The sequence below is a fragment of the Niveibacterium terrae genome (assembly GCF_048213115.1).
Taxonomy (GTDB): Bacteria; Pseudomonadota; Gammaproteobacteria; order Burkholderiales; family Rhodocyclaceae; genus Niveibacterium; species Niveibacterium terrae.
Genome location: NZ_CP172404.1, coordinates 760,903 through 777,344, shown reverse-complemented (window position 1 = coordinate 777,344; position 16,442 = coordinate 760,903). Strand labels below are relative to the sequence as shown.

The 16,442-nt window shown below is 63.2% G+C and carries 18 protein-coding genes; 3 read left to right on the top strand and 15 right to left on the bottom strand.

Features of this window, described 5'->3' with window-relative positions; all coding sequences use genetic code 11:
- Positions 1 to 8: 8 nt before the first annotated feature.
- The 14 genes from ACHFB9_RS03665 to ndk form a co-directional block, all read right to left on the bottom strand.
- On the bottom strand, positions 9 to 194 hold the full coding sequence (locus ACHFB9_RS03665; protein WP_417069628.1) for a DUF2065 domain-containing protein: 186 nt from the start codon (positions 192 to 194) through the stop codon (positions 9 to 11).
- Entirely contained in the window at positions 195 to 1,091 is an 897-nt protein-coding gene (gene hflC / locus ACHFB9_RS03660) for a protease modulator HflC (RefSeq protein ID WP_417069627.1), read from the bottom strand.
- Positions 1,091 to 2,326, bottom strand: a complete 1,236-nt coding sequence (hflK, locus tag ACHFB9_RS03655; RefSeq protein WP_417069626.1) for an FtsH protease activity modulator HflK — start codon at positions 2,324 to 2,326, stop codon at positions 1,091 to 1,093. Before hflK ends, hflC begins: the two co-directional genes overlap by 1 nt.
- A 38-nt stretch (positions 2,327 to 2,364) precedes the next feature.
- Positions 2,365 to 3,477, bottom strand: a complete 1,113-nt coding sequence (hflX, locus tag ACHFB9_RS03650) for a GTPase HflX (protein ID WP_417069625.1) — start codon at positions 3,475 to 3,477, stop codon at positions 2,365 to 2,367.
- A gap of 36 nt (positions 3,478 to 3,513) precedes the next feature.
- A complete protein-coding gene (gene hfq / locus ACHFB9_RS03645; RefSeq protein ID WP_417069624.1) occupies positions 3,514 to 3,756 on the bottom strand; it encodes an RNA chaperone Hfq in 243 nt (80 codons plus the stop codon).
- Positions 3,757 to 3,823: 67 nt separating this feature from the next.
- A complete protein-coding gene (der, locus tag ACHFB9_RS03640; protein ID WP_417069623.1) occupies positions 3,824 to 5,149 on the bottom strand; it encodes a ribosome biogenesis GTPase Der in 1,326 nt (441 codons plus the stop codon).
- A gap of 9 nt (positions 5,150 to 5,158) precedes the next feature.
- Positions 5,159 to 6,295 (bottom strand): outer membrane protein assembly factor BamB, encoded by a 1,137-nt coding sequence (gene bamB, locus ACHFB9_RS03635; protein ID WP_417069622.1) that lies wholly within the window; start codon positions 6,293 to 6,295, stop codon positions 5,159 to 5,161.
- Positions 6,295 to 6,942, bottom strand: coding sequence for a YfgM family protein (locus ACHFB9_RS03630; protein WP_417069621.1), 648 nt, complete (start codon positions 6,940 to 6,942; stop codon positions 6,295 to 6,297). The genes bamB and ACHFB9_RS03630 overlap by 1 nt, the downstream gene beginning before the upstream one ends.
- Positions 6,929 to 8,233: a histidine--tRNA ligase gene (hisS, locus tag ACHFB9_RS03625; RefSeq protein WP_417069620.1), complete on the bottom strand. Its 1,305-nt coding sequence runs from the start codon at positions 8,231 to 8,233 to the stop codon at positions 6,929 to 6,931. Before hisS ends, ACHFB9_RS03630 begins: the two co-directional genes overlap by 14 nt.
- Before the next feature lie 53 nt (positions 8,234 to 8,286).
- Positions 8,287 to 9,531: a flavodoxin-dependent (E)-4-hydroxy-3-methylbut-2-enyl-diphosphate synthase gene (ispG, locus tag ACHFB9_RS03620; protein ID WP_417069619.1), complete on the bottom strand. Its 1,245-nt coding sequence runs from the start codon at positions 9,529 to 9,531 to the stop codon at positions 8,287 to 8,289.
- A gap of 6 nt (positions 9,532 to 9,537) precedes the next feature.
- The gene (locus ACHFB9_RS03615; RefSeq protein ID WP_417069618.1) at positions 9,538 to 10,446 is read right to left on the bottom strand and encodes a helix-turn-helix domain-containing protein; all 909 of its coding nucleotides are present in this window, start codon (positions 10,444 to 10,446) and stop codon (positions 9,538 to 9,540) included.
- Positions 10,443 to 11,228 (bottom strand): type IV pilus biogenesis/stability protein PilW, encoded by a 786-nt coding sequence (pilW, locus tag ACHFB9_RS03610; protein ID WP_417069617.1) that lies wholly within the window; start codon positions 11,226 to 11,228, stop codon positions 10,443 to 10,445. The genes ACHFB9_RS03615 and pilW overlap by 4 nt, the downstream gene beginning before the upstream one ends.
- Positions 11,225 to 12,337 (bottom strand): 23S rRNA (adenine(2503)-C(2))-methyltransferase RlmN, encoded by a 1,113-nt coding sequence (gene rlmN, locus ACHFB9_RS03605; RefSeq protein ID WP_417069616.1) that lies wholly within the window; start codon positions 12,335 to 12,337, stop codon positions 11,225 to 11,227. The genes pilW and rlmN overlap by 4 nt, the downstream gene beginning before the upstream one ends.
- 53 nt (positions 12,338 to 12,390) lie before the next feature.
- Positions 12,391 to 12,816 (bottom strand): nucleoside-diphosphate kinase, encoded by a 426-nt coding sequence (gene ndk / locus ACHFB9_RS03600; RefSeq protein ID WP_417069615.1) that lies wholly within the window; start codon positions 12,814 to 12,816, stop codon positions 12,391 to 12,393.
- Positions 12,817 to 13,226: 410 nt separating this feature from the next.
- Here ndk and ACHFB9_RS03595 point away from each other — a divergent pair, with 410 nt between their 5' ends.
- The 3 genes from ACHFB9_RS03595 (at position 13,227) to ACHFB9_RS03585 (ending at position 16,067) form a co-directional block, all read left to right on the top strand.
- Positions 13,227 to 14,507: an ABC transporter substrate-binding protein gene (locus ACHFB9_RS03595; protein ID WP_417069614.1), complete on the top strand. Its 1,281-nt coding sequence runs from the start codon at positions 13,227 to 13,229 to the stop codon at positions 14,505 to 14,507.
- Between the two features lie 23 nt (positions 14,508 to 14,530).
- Complete coding sequence (locus ACHFB9_RS03590; protein ID WP_417069613.1) at positions 14,531 to 15,643, top strand: ABC transporter substrate-binding protein; 1,113 nt, start codon at positions 14,531 to 14,533, stop codon at positions 15,641 to 15,643.
- 205 nt (positions 15,644 to 15,848) lie between these two features.
- Complete coding sequence (locus ACHFB9_RS03585; protein ID WP_417069612.1) at positions 15,849 to 16,067, top strand: KTSC domain-containing protein; 219 nt, start codon at positions 15,849 to 15,851, stop codon at positions 16,065 to 16,067.
- 42 nt (positions 16,068 to 16,109) lie between these two features.
- Here the strand turns inward: ACHFB9_RS03585 and ACHFB9_RS03580 are convergent, their stop codons facing one another.
- Positions 16,110 to 16,430: a pyrimidine/purine nucleoside phosphorylase gene (locus ACHFB9_RS03580; protein WP_417069611.1), complete on the bottom strand. Its 321-nt coding sequence runs from the start codon at positions 16,428 to 16,430 to the stop codon at positions 16,110 to 16,112.
- Positions 16,431 to 16,442 lie beyond the last annotated feature (12 nt).

The following is a 16,442-nucleotide window of genomic DNA, read 5'->3' as shown; positions in this document are numbered from 1 at the left end:
TGGCAGACTCAGAAAAAGAAAACAAGCAAAATCAGCCCGACCAGTATCGAGCTCAGGCCGATGAAGCGGATCTGGCCTTCAGCCAGTTCCGCGACTCTCAGCATCGTTTTGCGCCACGCGGCGGGCGCGGCAAAGGGAAGCAGGCCTTCGAGCACCAACATCAGCGCGAAGGCCGAAATCAACAGCTTCCCCATTTACTTATGCCTGCCGCCCTTGGCGGGAGCGCCTGCCCCGCCGTGGAAATAGCGGAAGAACTCGGTATTGGGATCGACGACCAATACGTCGCTGCGGCTCTTGAAACTCTGCCGATACGCTTCGAGGCTGCGATAGAAGGAATAGAACTCGGGGTTGCGGCTGAAGGCATCCGAATAAATCGCAGTCGCCTTGGCGTCGCCTTCACCCTTGGTCTTCTGGGCATCGCGATAGGCTTCGGCAACGATCACTTCGCGCTGGCGATCGGCGTCGGCGCGAATCTTCTCGGCATCGGCCGCGCCCTGCGAGCGCAGTTCATTGGCGACCCGCTTGCGCTCGGCTTCCATCCGGCGATAGACCGCTTCACTGACCTCACTGGTCAGCTCGACCCGTTTGACGCGGACATCGACGATATGGACGCCAATCTTGCGCGAATCCAGATCCGCCTTGTCGCGCATCTTCGCCATGATCTTCTCGCGTTCGCCGGAGACGACTTCATGAACGGTCCGCTTGCCGAACTCCTCGCGCAGTCCCGCATTGACCGTCTGTTCGAGGCGAGTCTTCGCCCTCGCCTCATCACCCTGAACGGACATGTAGTAGAGGCGCGAGTCGACGATCCGCCATTTGACGAACCAGTCGACGAGCACGTTCTTCTTTTCGCTGGTGATGAAGCGCTCAGGCTCGGTCGTCTCGAAGGTCAGGATGCGCTTGTCGAAATAGCGCACGTTCTGCAGCATCGGAACCTTCACATAGAGCCCCGGAGAATCAACCTCGCGGACCATTTCACCGAGCTGGAAAACAATCGCGCTCTGACGCTGATCGACCGTGAACATCGTCATCGAAAGCGCCGCGATGATGACCAGCACGATCCCCGCAAAAAATGGCAGACGTTCACGCATCAGCGATCTCCCCGTTCACGCGAGCGCATCGCTTCGCGGCTGCGATAATCCGCCGTCCCGGGAACATCCACTTTCGGCGGAGACTGCGTCTCGACCGCGGCGGCCGGAGTGCTGGGGCGCGCCGGAGGGACTTCCGCCTGGGCCGGGCTGTTCTGAGCGGCGGTCTGCTGCATCAGCTTGTCCAGCGGCAGATAGAGCAGATTTCCGTTACCCTTCGCATCGACCATGACCTTGGTCGTGCTGGAGAAGATCTGCTGCATCGTATCGATATACATGCGCTGGCGCGTCACTTCCGGCGCCTTCGCGTATTCGGTGACGACGCTCTTGAAGCGCGAGGCGTCACCTTCGGCATTCGCGACGACGCGAGCCGCATAGCCGTTGGATTCCTCGATCAGCCGTGCCGCCGTTCCCCGGGCTTTCGGGATCACGTCGTTCGCATAGGCCTGACCTTCGCTCTTCTGCCTTTCCCTGTCCTGCCCCGCCTTGACCGCATCATCGAAGGCGGCCTGAACCTGTTCGGGAGGCTGCGCGTTCTGCATCGTGACCTTGCTGATCAGCACGCCAGTATCGTAGCGATCGAGGATCTGCTGCATCAACTGAGCGGCGCTGACGGCGATCTGCTCGCGCCCTTCGTAGAGCACGAAGTCCATCCGGCTCTTGCCGACGATCTCGCGGATCGCCGATTCAGCCGCCTGGACCACGCTGGTGTCCGGGTCGCGGTTGTTGAACAGGAACTGCTGCGGATCCTTCAGGACGTACTGAACCGCGAACTGGATGTTCACGATGTTCTCGTCGTCGGTCAACATCAGCGCTTCGTTGGGAACCTTGTTCTTTTCGCTGCCGCGATAACCGATCTCGACGGTACGCACCCCGGAGAGGTTCACCAGTTCGTGCGTCTCGATCGGATACGGCAGGCGCCAGCGCAGACCCGCTTCGGTCGTCTGCAGGAACTTGCCGAAACGCAGCACGACGCCGCGTTGGCTCGCATCGACGATGTAGAAACCGCTCGCCAGCCACAGCGCGACTATGACGCCGACGATCAGGCCGAGGCCGCCGCCGATCTGCCGCGGACTCTTCGCCCCTCCGTCCGGGCCGCCGCCGTCGCCCTTGCCGAACAGGCCGGCGAGGCGGCGATTGACGTCGCGCCAGAGTTCTTCGAGATCGGGAGGCCCTTGCTTGTCGCCTCTATCGTCGTCGCCGGACTTGTTTCCCCAGCGAGGATCATTGATGGACATGAGAATTCCCGGAATGAGCATGCGAATGACCGTTCGGGCTATTGATCGGATGGCTCTTGGACCTTGCTGGCAAGCAAGGTCTCGGCGAGTAGTTCACGCAACTGGGCCAGACCGGCCCCGGTTCGCGCGCTGACAAAAACACGGTCGATGTTATCACAGCCGCCCCGCTCCACTTTCGGCTCGGCATCGGTCGCGTCGATCTTGTTCATGACGAGGATCTGCGGCACATCGGCGGCGCCGATCTCGGCAAGCACCCGATTGACGACATCGATCTGGCTTTCGCGGTCTTCGCTCGCCGCATCGACAACGTGCAGCAGCAGATCCGCACTGGCCGTCTCTTCGAGCGTCGCATGGAAGGCAGCAACCAGCGAGTGCGGCAGATCGCGGATGAAGCCGACCGTATCGGACAGCACGACCGTCCCCGAACCGAGGAAGACGCGGCGCGAAGTCGTATCGAGCGTCGCGAAAAGCTGATCCGCGGCATAGGCGCCGGCCTTGGTCAGCGCATTGAACAGCGTGGACTTGCCGGCATTCGTATAGCCGACCAGCGAGACGGTCGGCACGTCGCGGCGCTCACGCGCGCGGCGCCGCGTCTTGCGCTGTTTCTCGAACTGCTTGAGCCGCTCCTTGAGCAGCTTGACGCGCACGCCGAGCAGGCGGCGGTCGGTTTCGAGCTGCTTCTCGCCAGGGCCGCGCAGACCGATGCCGCCCTTCTGGCGTTCGAGGTGGGTCCAGCCGCGCACGAGGCGGGTTGCGAGGTGTTCGAGCTGTGCGAGTTCGACCTGCAGCTTGCCTTCGTGGCTGCGCGCGCGCTGGGCGAAGATGTCGAGGATCAGGCTGTTGCGGTCGACGACGCGGCAGTGCAGCGCCTTCTCAAGATTGCGCTGCTGGCCGGCGGACAATTCGTGGTTGAAGAGGATCAGGTCGGCATCGAGCGCGTTGCGCAGCGAAGCGATCTCTTCGGCTTTACCACTGCCGATGAACAGCGCGGGATCGGGGGCCCGCCTTCTGGCCTGCACGCAGGAGAGCACTTGGGCCCCCGCGCTCTGCGCCAGCAGCGTGATTTCGGCGAGCCGCTCATCCTGCCCGGCTTCGCCGAAATCGATCTGGACGATGATCGCCCGGTCGCCGGATTCGGGTCTCTCAAGCATGGAGACCCCGGCCCATGCGGCCGCTGCAATAGTCCATCAATCCTGCTTTTCTCCCTGATCCACCGCAATGGTGACGGGGCGAGCAGGAACGACGGTTGAAATGGCGTGCTTATAGACCATCTGGGTCACCGTATTCTTGAGCAGAACGACGTATTGATCGAAGGATTCGACCTGCCCCTGGAGCTTGATGCCGTTGACCAGATAGATCGAGACCGGCACATGCTCACGGCGCAGCGTGTTCAGGAACGGGTCTTGTAGTAGTTGCCCTTTATTGCTCATCGTGAAAATCCTTCTGTTTTATGGTTTGCCCCGGTGAGGCTCCGGGGGGTGCTGCGTCGCCGGGTCATCAGTTCCCGGAAAAGGGGTTGCGCGTGCTCTTGAATTGTATCCGCAATGGAGTGCCTTGCAGCTTGAACGCCTCAACGAAGGCGTGCTCCAGATAACGCTGGTAGGAACTCGGGATGTACTCGAGCGCATTGCCGTGAATCACGACGACCGGAGGGTTGGTGCCCCCCTGGTGCGCGTAGCGCATCTTGGGACGAATGCTGGCATGGCGGGGAGGCGCCTGCTTGAGCACCGCGGCGCCCAGCACGCGAGTCAGCTTGGGCGTCGGCAGATTCGTCATCGCCGCGGAGTAAGCGCCGTCAACCGAAGTCATCAGCGCGCTGATCCCCTGCCCGGCCTTGGCCGAGATGTAGTGGAACCTGGCCCAAGACAGGAAATTGAGCTTGCGCCCCAGATCCATCTTGAGCATGTCGCGACGGTAGTCGTCGACGGCGTCCCACTTGTTGATCGCGACGACCATTGCCCGACCGTTTTCGAGCGCGAAGCCGGCGATATGGGCGTCCTGCTCCGAGATGTCCTGACTCGCATCGAGCACCAGGATCACGACATTGGCCTGCTCGATCGCCTGCAGCGTCTTGATGACCGAGAACTTCTCGATCGCCTCAAAGACCTTGCCGCGCCGCCGCAGACCAGCGGTATCGATCATCGTGTAGTGCTTGCCGTCGCGTTCGAACGGGATCGAAATCGCATCCCGGGTCGTTCCGGGCATGTCGAAGGCGATAACCCGATCCTCGCCGAGCAGCGCGTTGATCAGCGTCGACTTGCCGACGTTGGGGCGGCCGATGATCGCAACCCGCGGCCCTTGCTCATCAGCCCCCTCGCCTTCCGCTTCGAGCGGAAAGGCACCGAGAACCTCATCGAGCAGATCGCCGACACCATCGCCGTGAGAAGCAGAGATCACGCTCCCCTGGCCGAAACCCAGCTCGTGGAAATCGGCGGAAGCGATCACCTGATTGATCCCCTCGCCCTTGTTGATGACGAGGTGTACGGGTCGCCCGGTCCGCCTCAGGCGATTGGCGATCTCCTTGTCCTGGGGCGTGATGCCGGACCTGCCATCGACGAGAAAGAGCAGAGCGTCCGCCTCGGCGATCGCCTGATCGGCCTGGCGCGCCATATGGGCGAGGATGCCGACCTTGGCCGCGGGCTCGAGGCCCCCGGTGTCGACGACGAAGTAGGGGCGCGGGCCCAGCCGCCCGATCCCGTAGTGACGGTCGCGGGTCAGACCGGGCATGTCGGCCACCAGGGCGTCCCGGGTTCGAGTCAGACGGTTGAAGAGCGTCGACTTGCCGACATTGGGGCGACCGACCAGAACGAGCGTTGGATTCAAATCAGACCCTCAGCGTAATTTCAACGAAAACAAACCACCGTCGCGGGTCAGGGCGATCAGCCCGTCCCCGGTGCGCTCCAGCGGCGCCTGGATGGCCGAACCGTCGGTCTTGATCCGCCCGACGATGCGCCCATCCTTCTTGTCCAGTACATGTATCCAGCCCTCGGCATCGCCGACCACGATGTGGTCTTCGAGCACCAGAGGACGTCCCGTCCCGCGCAGCACCAAGCCCTCCTGTTTCCACAGGCTGGCTCCGGTTTCGATATCCAGAGCATGAACCACACCGCGCTCGTCGGTCGCGAAGACCTGCGAGGAATCCGCGTCTATCCCGACCGAAGTCGAAAGATCGCGCCCCCAGACCGCCGCACCGCGTGTCACGTCGAAGCAGGTCACCCGCCCCTGAAACGAAGCGGCGCAGAGCAGCTTGCCCTGGGCCACCGGAGCGCCGACAACGTCAGCCATGCGCTCGAGTTCGGTCGCGCCGCGCGGCAGCGCCACCGAGCCTTCCCAGACCAGCTGACCACTGTTGGTCGAAATGGCGACCAGACGCCCGCCCGAGAAGCCGCCGAACAGATAGGCATCCATCCGGCGCAGCTCGTTGAAGGTGCGCAGCGACAGCGGCGGTGTCGTGCGCTGGTAGCTCCAGCGCTGCCGACCGTCGGACGAGGCGAGCGAGACGATCCGCGAATCCCCGACCCGAAGATAAACCTGGTCGCCATCGACGAGCGGACGGGCCGAAACCTCGCCGACAAGGTCGGTCTTCCACAGCGCAGCGCCGGTCTTCACATCGAAGGCAAGCACGGTATTGCGGGCCGCAACCACGACCAGGTTGTCGCCGGCGCCAATTCCCGCCGTCAGATTCTTGCGGGCATCGACGCGCCAGACGCGCTTGCCATCCTCGAAACGTGTAATTTCGCCGTCCGCCCCGGCCGCGATCACCGAGTCGCCGACGATCGCTGCTTGCAGCAGGCGATCCTGATTCTTGCCGACGCTTCCGTGCCAGGCAAATTCCAGGTTCAGCGGACTGACCAGGGGTTTGAGTTCCGCCATCCCTTCGGGAGTCGATTTCCCCCAGAACTTCAGCGACGAACAGGCGCCCAGCGCCAGGGGCAGAGCAAAGATCAGGGCCAGACGACGAAATCCCATCATGCGTCCCCAAGCGCGTCGATCTTCAGCTCGAGCAGACCGCGCATGGCCGGCGAAGAATTCTTGTCGGCGATGACCGCATCGAGCGCTTCCTTGTAGGCCGCCCGGGCTTCGACTTTCTTGCCTTGCAGGCTGAGCACATCGCCGCGCATATCCGCATAACGGACTGCGAACGAGGGCGCCGGCTTCACCGACAGCTGCTTGAGCGCTTCATCGAAGGCCTTTTCATCGAGCAGCAGCGCGGCAAGGCGCAGGCGGGCGAGATCGCGCATCAGCGGATCATTTGCCTTCTCGGCGGCCCACTTGAGCTTGGTCTTCGCGCTCGCCTTGTCACCGGCTTCGGACTGGATCTGGGCAGCCATAAGCGCCGAGAGGTCCGCATAGCTGGTACCGGAGTACTTCTCGGCCAGGATGCCGGAAGCCTCACGCACCTTCTGAATGTCGTTCTTCTCCGCCGCGACCAGCAGCATCGAATAGATGTTGCTGGCTTCGTCAGCCTTGCGTGCCGAGTACCAGGTCCAGCCGCGCCACCCCAGCACCACCAGAGCGATCGCGACGACAATCGCAGTGATCGGGTTGCCCCACTTTTCCCACCAAGCCTTCATCGAGGCCAATTGTTCCTGTTCTTCGAGGTCAAACGCTGCCATCTTCTTCTTCCACGTTGTAGAGCTGAGCGGCGAGAATCTCGCCGATTTGTGCGGCGGGAACGCGGCGCTGCTCGCCCCCTTCCCGCAGGAGTTTGAAAGTCACTTCTTCGGCGGCCACTTCGTCATCGCCGATCACGACCGCGACCGTCGCACCGGAAGCATCCGCCTTCTTCATCTGAGCCTTGAAACTGCCACCACCGCAGTGCAGCACGACCGAGAAACCGTAGTCGCGCAGCTGTTCGGCCAGGCGGAAGGCATAGCTTCCGGCCTTCTCGCCCTGGTGGACGATATAGAGGTCGGGGCCAGCCACTTCCGCCTCACCCTGGACTTCATCCCACAGCAGCATCAGACGCTCGATGCCCATACCGAAACCGCAGGCGGGCGTCGGTTTGCCGCCCAGCTGCTCGACGAGGCCGTCGTAACGGCCTCCGCCGCAGACCGTCGCCTGGGCTCCGAGCTTGTCGGTCACCCATTCGAACACGGTCCGGTTGTAATAGTCCAGTCCCCGCACGAGGCGCGGGTTGATACTGAACGGGATCGCCGCGTCGCGCAACAGACTCTGAACTCCTTCAAAATGTGCTCGCGACTCCTCGCCAAGGTAGTCGAGCATTTTTGGTGCCGCTTCGACGATCGCCTGAAGATCGGGATTCTTCGTGTCGAGAATGCGCAGCGGATTCGTATAGAGGCGCCTTTTCGCATCCTCATCGAGCTGTTCGGCATTCGCCTCGAAATAGGCGATCAACGCCTGGCGGTGAGCAGCCCGCTCGTCACTGGAACCGAGCGAGTTCAGCTCCAGGCGAATGTCCTCTTCGAGCCCGAGATCGCACCAGAGCCGGTGCAGCATCACGATGTGCTCGGCGTCGATATCCGGACCGCTGTAGCCGAAAGCTTCGATGCCGAACTGGTGAAACTGGCGCTGCCTGCCCTTCTGCGGCCGCTCATGGCGGAACATCGGCCCGTGGTAGTAGAGCCGCTGCGGTCCGTGCGCGTTGAGCAGATTGTGTTCGAGCACCGCGCGCACGCACGAAGCCGTCCCTTCCGGGCGCAGCACCAGCGCATCGCCGTTGAGCTTGTCCTCGAACGCGTACATTTCCTTCTCGACGATGTCGGTGTGCTCACCAACCCCGCGCACGAAGAGCGGCGTGAACTCGAGGATCGGGGTACGAATCGGGCGATAGCCGTAATCGTGCAGCCAACCGCGCACCAGTTCTTCGAACACTTCCCAGCGCTCGGCCTCGTCGGGCAGGATGTCGTGCATCCCGCGCACACCTTGTATCAGTTTCTGAGCCATATCTTTTCTGAGATGCGCCCGGAATCGACTTCCCCGGGCTTGAATCCTGCGCGTCAGAGCTTGCGCAGATACTTGCGGGCGACGTAATCGTCGACCAGTGCCACGAATTCCTCGGCGATGCGCTCGCCGCGCAGCGTCACCGCCTTTTCCCCGTCGATGAAGACTGGCGCGGCCGGGCTCTCGCCATTGCCAGGCAGAGAAATACCGATGTTCGCATGCCGGCTCTCGCCAGGGCCATTGACGACGCAGCCCATCACCGCGAGCGTCATGTTCTCGACCCCGTCGTAATTGAGCTTCCAGTCGGGCATTTTCTCCCGGATGTGCTGCTGGACGCTCTGCGCGAGTTCCTGGAAGAAACTGCTGCTCGTACGGCCGCAGCCCGGGCAGGCCGTCACCATCGGCGAGAAAGCGCGCAGCCCCATGCTCTGCAGTATCTGCTGGGCAACGATGACTTCCTGGGCGCGCGAACCGCCCGGCTCGGGCGTCAGCGAGACGCGAATCGTGTCGCCAATGCCTTCCTGCAGCAGCACAGCCAGAGCCGCCGTCGAGGCAACGATTCCCTTGCTGCCCATTCCGGCCTCGGTCAGGCCCAGATGCAGCGGGTAATCGCTGCGCGCGGCGAGCATCCGGTAAACCGCGATCAGATCCTGGACGCTGGAAACTTTCGCGGAGAGGATGATCTTGTCCCGCCCCAGGCCGACTTCCTCGGCTTTTGCGGCCGACTCCAGCGCCGAGACCACCAGAGCCTCGCGCATCACGGCGCCGGCATCGAGAGGAGCATGGCTCTTCGCGTTCTGGTCCATGATCCTGGCCAGCACGCTCTGGTCGAGCGACCCCCAGTTCACGCCGATCCGCACCGGCTTGTCATGGCGACAGGCCAGCTCGACGATCTCGGCGAACTGCGCATCTTTTTTCTGCCCGGCACCGACATTCCCGGGATTGATCCGGTACTTGTCGAGCAGACGGGCGCATTCGGGAAACTGCGCGAGCAAGCGGTGACCGTTGTAGTGGAAGTCGCCGACCAGGGGCACATCGACCGACATCCTCGCCAACTGTTCGCGGATCGCCGGCACGGCAGCCGCCGCATCTTCATTGTTGACGGTGATGCGGACGAGTTCGGAACCCGCCCTCGCCAGCTCAGCGATCTGAATCGCGGTCGCGATCGCATCGGCGGTATCGGTGTTGGTCATCGACTGAACGACGATGGGCGCTCCGCCCCCGACGGCGACAGAACCAACGCGAACCTGGCGGGAGGGATGGCGCCGCGCGGCACCGCTTGCAACGAAATCAGCACTCATGGCGTTTTACTTGAGCGTCAGACGAGCGACGCTGCCCTTGGTATGGGGGGCGAAATCGACGGGACGTCCGTTGAATTCGAGCTTGACGCTCTGAACGTTGCCAACCACCAGCGAAAACGGCGGCTGGCCGAGCACATCCTGGCTGCTGCCTGCCTTGCCCAGCTGGGAAAACACCGCCTTCCCGCTCGCATCGCGCACTTCGACCCAGGAGTCCCGCTCAAAGCTGAAGTGCAGCCCGGATCCCGAACTCGCCTTCGCGACGCTGGCCGCGCTGGCGGCAACGAGCGGAGCGCTCTGCGCGGCGGGAGCCGAAGCCTCGGACGCGGCGGGAAGCCCTGACTGCTCGACGACCGGCGCCGAAGCTTCGGTCTGCGCGGTCACGACCGCGGTCTCCTCGGTATGGGGCGGGAAGAGCGGTTCGGACGCAGCAAGCTGGGGTTCGGACTGTTCGGCCGGTTGTTCGACCAGCCTCGGTTTGATCAGCTTGCCAAGATCGAAATACCAGGCCGCGAGTCCAACGAGCACGATCAGTGCGACCGCCAGCAAGGCGGGCATGGCCGACTGCGAACGATAGCCAGCGGGCTCGCACGGAACCGAACCTTCCGCGTTCGATTCGGGCGCCAGCCTCAAGTCCTTGACCTGGGCAGGCAGCTCCAGCCGCTCGAGCAAGGGCGCGGGATCCAGACCCAGCAGGCGCGCGTAATTGCGGATGAAACCGCGCGCAAACGCGATGCCGGGCAACTGTTCGAAGGTCTCGCTCTCGATCGCCCCGACCTGCTTGGCGGTCAGTTTCAGCGTACCCGCGACCTCGGAGAGCGAAAGCCCCCGCGCTTCACGCGCCTGACGCAGCGCCTCGCCGGAAGCTGCAACACCGAGTTCCGGCCGACTGGATTCGTTTTCCAATTCAGTGCTCACTCGAATCGCCCCGCCTGATAGTCCTGATACTGCTGCGAAGATTCAAAGCCCTTGCGAAGCTGGGCGATATAGGTCGCCTCGGCCTCCTTGTTGCCCAGTTTGTGCTCAACCCTGATCCCCAGCCATACCGCTTCCGCGGTCGGCTTCTCGCTGCGGATCAGCTCAGTGATCAGCGCGCGCGCCTGGATCAGATCGCCTTTGCGATACGCGATCGCTGCCAGATTGAAGGCCGCGGTCGCATTGTTGCCATCGAGCGCCAGGGCCCGCGCGAAGCTCGCCGCCGCCGCCGTATCGTTCTTCAGGCGCAGATGGCAGAGACCGGAATTCGTATAGGGCCGGCTCAGCGACGTGTTGAAGGGATTGGCCGCCGACTTGGCCAGCCATTCCAGCCCTTCCTTCTCGCGCCCTATCGTGCACAGGAACCAGCCGTAGGTGTTGCTCAGATCGGGATCTCCAGGCGCCAGCGACAGCGCTTTCTCGAAGGAAGCCAGGGCCTGGGGTTTCTCGTCGAGGCGAGAATGCACCTCCGCCAGCAGCTGGTGAGCGGGTGCATAGGCCGGGTCGACCAGAACCGCCAGCCTCGCCTCCTCCATCGCGGTCCCCAGCCGATTGATCTCCAGGTAGGCGACCCCCAGCTCGACATGGGCGCGCGCGATCTTGCGCGCTTCCGTCGTGGCCGGCTGATCCGCAGCCGGACGCTCCGCATCGCCGCTGCGAAACGCCCCCCCCGCGCATCCACTCAGCAGCAGCACCCCAAGTAAAGCGATTCCCAGGCGTCTCAAGATTTGATCTCCGTGACAGGAATGGTTCGAGCAAGAGTCCGTCGGGTCTTGTCGACGACCTGACCGGCCAGCTGGCCGCAAGCCGCATCGACGTCGTCACCGCGCGTCTTGCGTACAGTCGTAACGATACCGGCATCCATCAGGATCTGCGCGAAGCGTTTGATCCTGGGGAGCGAAGAACGGCGGAAATCCGAGTTCGGAAAAGGATTGAAGGGGATCAGGTTGAACTTGCACGGAACATCGCGCACCAGGCGCAGCAGCTCACGGGCGTGCTCGACTTCGTCATTGACCCCATCGATCATGATGTATTCGAAAGTGATGAAATCGCGCGGGGCCGCCTCCAGATAGCGACGACAGGCAGCCATCAGCTCGACCAGAGGATACTTCTGGTTGATCGGCACCAGAACATCGCGCAGCGCGTCGTTCGGCGCATGCAGCGAAACCGCCAGCGCGACGGGGCAGGCTTCGCGGAGCCTGTCGATGACCGGCACAAGACCCGAAGTCGAAACCGTGACCCGGCGACGCGACAGGCCATAGGCGTTGTCGTCGAGCATCAGATTCAGCGCCGCGACGACGTTGTCGAAGTTGGCCAGCGGCTCGCCCATCCCCATCATCACGACATTGCTGATGATGCGCTCCCCATCCGCAGAGGCGCCAAGCAGGCGATTGGCCATCCACAGCTGACCGATGATCTCCGAAGCCTTCAGGTTGCGGCTGAAACCCTGTTTTCCGGTCGAGCAGAACGCGCAGTCGAGCGCACATCCGGCCTGGGACGAGACGCACAGGGTTCCGCGGTTTGTCTCGGGAATAAATACCGATTCGACCGCGTTGCCGTTACCGACATCAAAAAGCCACTTGCGCGTTCCGTCCGCCGAGATGCTGTCGCGGATCGGCGTCGGCGGCACGACCTCGGCGATCTGCTTGAGCTTCGCGCGCAAGGACTTGGCGACATCGGTCATCTCGTCAAAGTCGGTGACGCCGAAGCGGTGAATCCAGCGCAAAACCTGACGCGCGCGAAAAGGCTTCTCGCCCTGCGCGGCGAACCATTCGGTCAGCCCCCGGGCATCGAAGTCGAGCAGATTGACGAGGGGAGCGCGATCAGATTCCATAAACCTTATGCCTGCGTGCCAAAGCGGGGCACCCGCCTCGGCTTTCAAACCGCTCAGCGGCTGTAGATGTTCATGCCAGGAAAGAAGAATGCCACCTCAACGGCTGCGGTCTCCGGAGCATCGGAGCCGTGCACGGCGTTGGCATCGATCGAGTCGGCAAAATCGGCGCGAATCGTTCCCGGGGCCGCTTTCTTGGGATCGGTCGCCCCCATCAACTCGCGGTTCTTCGCGATTGCGCCCTCGCCTTCGAGCACCTGGATCATCACCGGCCCCGAAGTCATGAACTCGACCAGCTCGGAGAAGAAGGGGCGATCCTTGTGCACCGCATAGAACTGCCCCGCCTCGCGTGCGGACAGATGAACCATGCGGGCGGCGACGATCTTGAGACCGGCGTCTTCAAAACGCTGATAGATCTTGCCGATGACGTTTTTTGCAACGGCGTCGGGCTTGACGATCGAAAGGGTGCGCTCAATGGCCATGGCGTTCTCCGTATCCCGCTGTTGAAGGCAATATGCAACGCTCGATTATAACAGCACGTTTTCGCAAGCGCCCCAGTATCGGGCGCAGAGACCCAGCCGCCCCCGGGCTTCCCGCACACACGGATCGCCGGCATCGCCCGGGCACACCCTGCAGGGCGACAAGCCCCCCCATTGCCAAGCCGGAGGTGAGGGTTTATTTTATAAACCCATAAGGGTTAACGATTATAGATTGACCCGCTGGAGACAAAATGACTGCACCCATCTCAAAGTCCTTCCTCCGTCGCGCACCCGACCTTCCTGGCTCCCGCCGGGCGCCCTGACCCGATCCGATTTCCATTGCCGACCCCGTGCCGCCGTGCGCCCATCACCCGGGTGCAGGGCGGAGCTTTGCTCATCGCCAGGAGAAGACCTTGCCAGACCCCCTCACTCGACGCCGTCATCGCGGCCTATGCTCTCTCGCAGCCAGCGCGCTGCTCTCGCTCCCCGTCGTCGCCCGCAGCGCCGACATCGAAGTGCTGCACTGGTGGACGGCCGGAGGAGAAGCGCGCGCACTGGCCGAAGTCGTCAAGAAAATGGAAGCCTCGGGCCAGCGCTGGCGCAATTTCCCCGTTGCGGGAGGCGGGGGTGACAACGCCGCGATCGTTCTGAAGACCCGCGTCGTCTCGGGCTACCCGCCGACAGCTGCGCAGATCAAAGGGCCGGAAATACAGGAGTGGGCAGCAGAGGGCTACCTGGCCGACCTCAGCGATATCGCCCGGGCAGGCGGCTGGGATGCCAACCTCCCCCCCGTTGTTGCGAATGCAATGAAGTTTGGCGGCCACTACGTCGCCGCCCCGGTCAACATCCACCGCGTCAACTGGATGTGGGCCAATCCGGCCGTGCTGAAGAAGGCCGGGGTCGAAGCCCCGAAGAGCTGGGACGAACTGATCCGCACGGCCGACAAGATTCAGAAAGCGGGCCTGATTCCGATCGCCCACGGTGGCCAACCCTGGCAGGACTTCACGCTTCTCGAATCGGTCGTGCTCGGCAATGCCGGTGCGGCCTTCTACCGGAAAGTCTTCGTCGAGCTCGATCCCGCCGCGATCCAGAGTCCGACCATGAGCAAGTCACTCGAAACCTTCCGCACGCTGCACAAATACATCGACAGCGGCGCCCCCAAGCGCGAGTGGAACACCGCGACGGCTCTGGTCATCAACGGTCGCGCGGCCTTTCAGTTCATGGGCGACTGGGCCAAGGGCGAGTTCACCCGCGCCGGCAAGCAGCCCGGCCGCGATTTCCTGTGCCTGGCGGCCCCCGGCACGGACAAGGCTTTCTCGTACAACATCGACAGCTTCGTCTTCTTCCGCCGGCACCATGAAGACGCCCGCAAGGCCCAGACCGATCTCGCCAACGCGCTGATGGGCACAAGCTTCCAGGAGAGCTTCAACCTGGCAAAGGGATCGATCCCCGCACGCAGCAATGTCCGCCTGGATCATTTCGACGACTGCGCCAGACACTCCGCCGAAGCGTTCCGAGCCAGCTCCCAGGGCAACAGTCTGGTGCCCTCGATCGCCCACAACATGGCCGTCGCTCCGTCGGTTCAGGCGGCGATGGAGACCATCGTCTCGACCTATTTCAACGGAAGCCAACCGACCCGCGAAGCCCAGGCCTTGCTCGCCGACGCCGCCCGCAACCGCAAGGCACGCAACTGACCGCCCCCGAAGAGGAATCCACGATGTCCTATCTGACTTTCATCCGCGCACTCGGTGGCGTCGCGGCGGCGCTGGCCGTCAGCATCAGCCACGCCGAGCTCACCATCCTTCAGGTCACTCCGCTCAATGGCCCTTACGGCGGAGTCGGCTGGCACACCGAGGTCGGCACCCAGATCGGTCTGGCCGAAGCTAACGCCCGAGGCGGCGTTGCCGGACAGAAGCTGCGCCTCGTCAGCGTCAACCAGGAACTCGGCGACATCGCCCGCCAGGTCAAGACGCTCTCCGAACAGAACAAGGCCATCGCGCTGACCGGCTTCATCGGTGACGATGCGGTGCGCAGGCTGGCCGACAGCCATGTGCTCGACGAGAACGATCTGGTTCTGGTCGGAGCCCGGTCCGGCACCGCGCAACTGGGCGCTTCACACCGGATCTTCCTGACCCGTGCCAGCTTCGAGTTCGAAACGGCGCAGATCCTCAAACAACTGGCGACCACCGGGGTAACTTCGATCGGCCTCGTCCATGAGAACGACGCCTACGGCCGCGAAGTGCTCGCCAACGCGCAAAAGCATGCGGCGGCAAACAAACTCCGCCTGATCCCGGCCGGCTATCTCGCCGGCTCGGCTCAGGTCGACAGCGCGGTCAGCGCGATGCTCAGATCCTCCCCGCAGGCGATCGTACTGGCTTCGCAGACGGCGGGAGCCGCCGCCTTCATTCAACGCTACCGGGCCCAGAACGGCAGCGCCCAACTGGTTGCGCTCTCTCTCGTCGAGGGCGGGCATCTCGCGAAGATCATCGGCAAACAGGCCGCACACGGAGTCGGCGTCGTCGAAGTCGCACCGAACACGCTCAACGAATCCGTCCCCCTCGTCCGGGAATTCCGCGCCGCCTATCGCAAGTTCGGCCCATCCGATGTCGAGCCGAGCCAGGCGATGATGGAAGCCTATGTAGCCAGCCGGGTGCTGATCGAAGGCCTGCGCCGCGCCAATGGCAACAAGGCCAAACTCCCGGCCGCCCTGGCGGGGATCGACAAGCTCGACCTGGGAGGACTCCGCGTCAGCTTCGCCGGCAACCGGCGCAGCGGAGTCGAAATGGGCGAACTCGCGGTCATCGACCGCAACGGCAAGTTGCTACGCTGATGTCGCAGCAAAGGAACCGGGGGCTCACCCCGGTTCCTTGCGTTCAGACGGGAGAGCCGATTCCAGGCTCAACGGGAGTCCGTCCGCGCGCCCTCAGCACGATCTTCGTCTGCTTCACTTATCATCGCCCCGGGCTTGCACAATGATGCGCCGATCCGGGAGAACCGATAAGCTGATCGCGCACAGCCAGGACAAGGAGATAAAGATGCCGATGGAACACCAGCCGATACGCCGGGGAGGCCTGCGCTCGGCGGGCTACGACCGGGATCGCCGCATCCTCGAAGTCGAGTTCGATACCGGTCGCCTGATCCAGCACGGCGGAGTCGGCGAGGAGATCGCCCGCCGCTTCCTCACCAGCGGCTCGCCGGCGAGCTATTACCGGGACAACATCGAGGAAGAGTTTCCGCTCAAGCGGATCCGCTGAGCCTGCCCCTGCGGGCGCAAAGGCAAGCCCGCGGGAATCCGCTCAACCGTAATGGCAGACGTAGTGCAAGGCTTCCAGAGTCACGATGTGGAAACGACTCTCGGCTGGCACCGAAAAGCTCTGCCCCGCGCCGTATTCGGTCACGACTTCGCTGCCCGCGAGCTGAACCGTGCAACGGCCGGCCAGCACTTCCATGATCTCGGGCGAGCCGGTGTTGAAGTCGAGTTCGGAAGGCAGGATCACCCCCAGGGTCTTGCGCGTGCCGTCCGGGAAGACGACGGCATGGCTGACGCACTTGCCGTCAAAATAAACGTTGGCTTTCTTGATGACGGAAACGCCGTCGAACTGCTCGTTTGCGGACATAAGGGCTCCTGG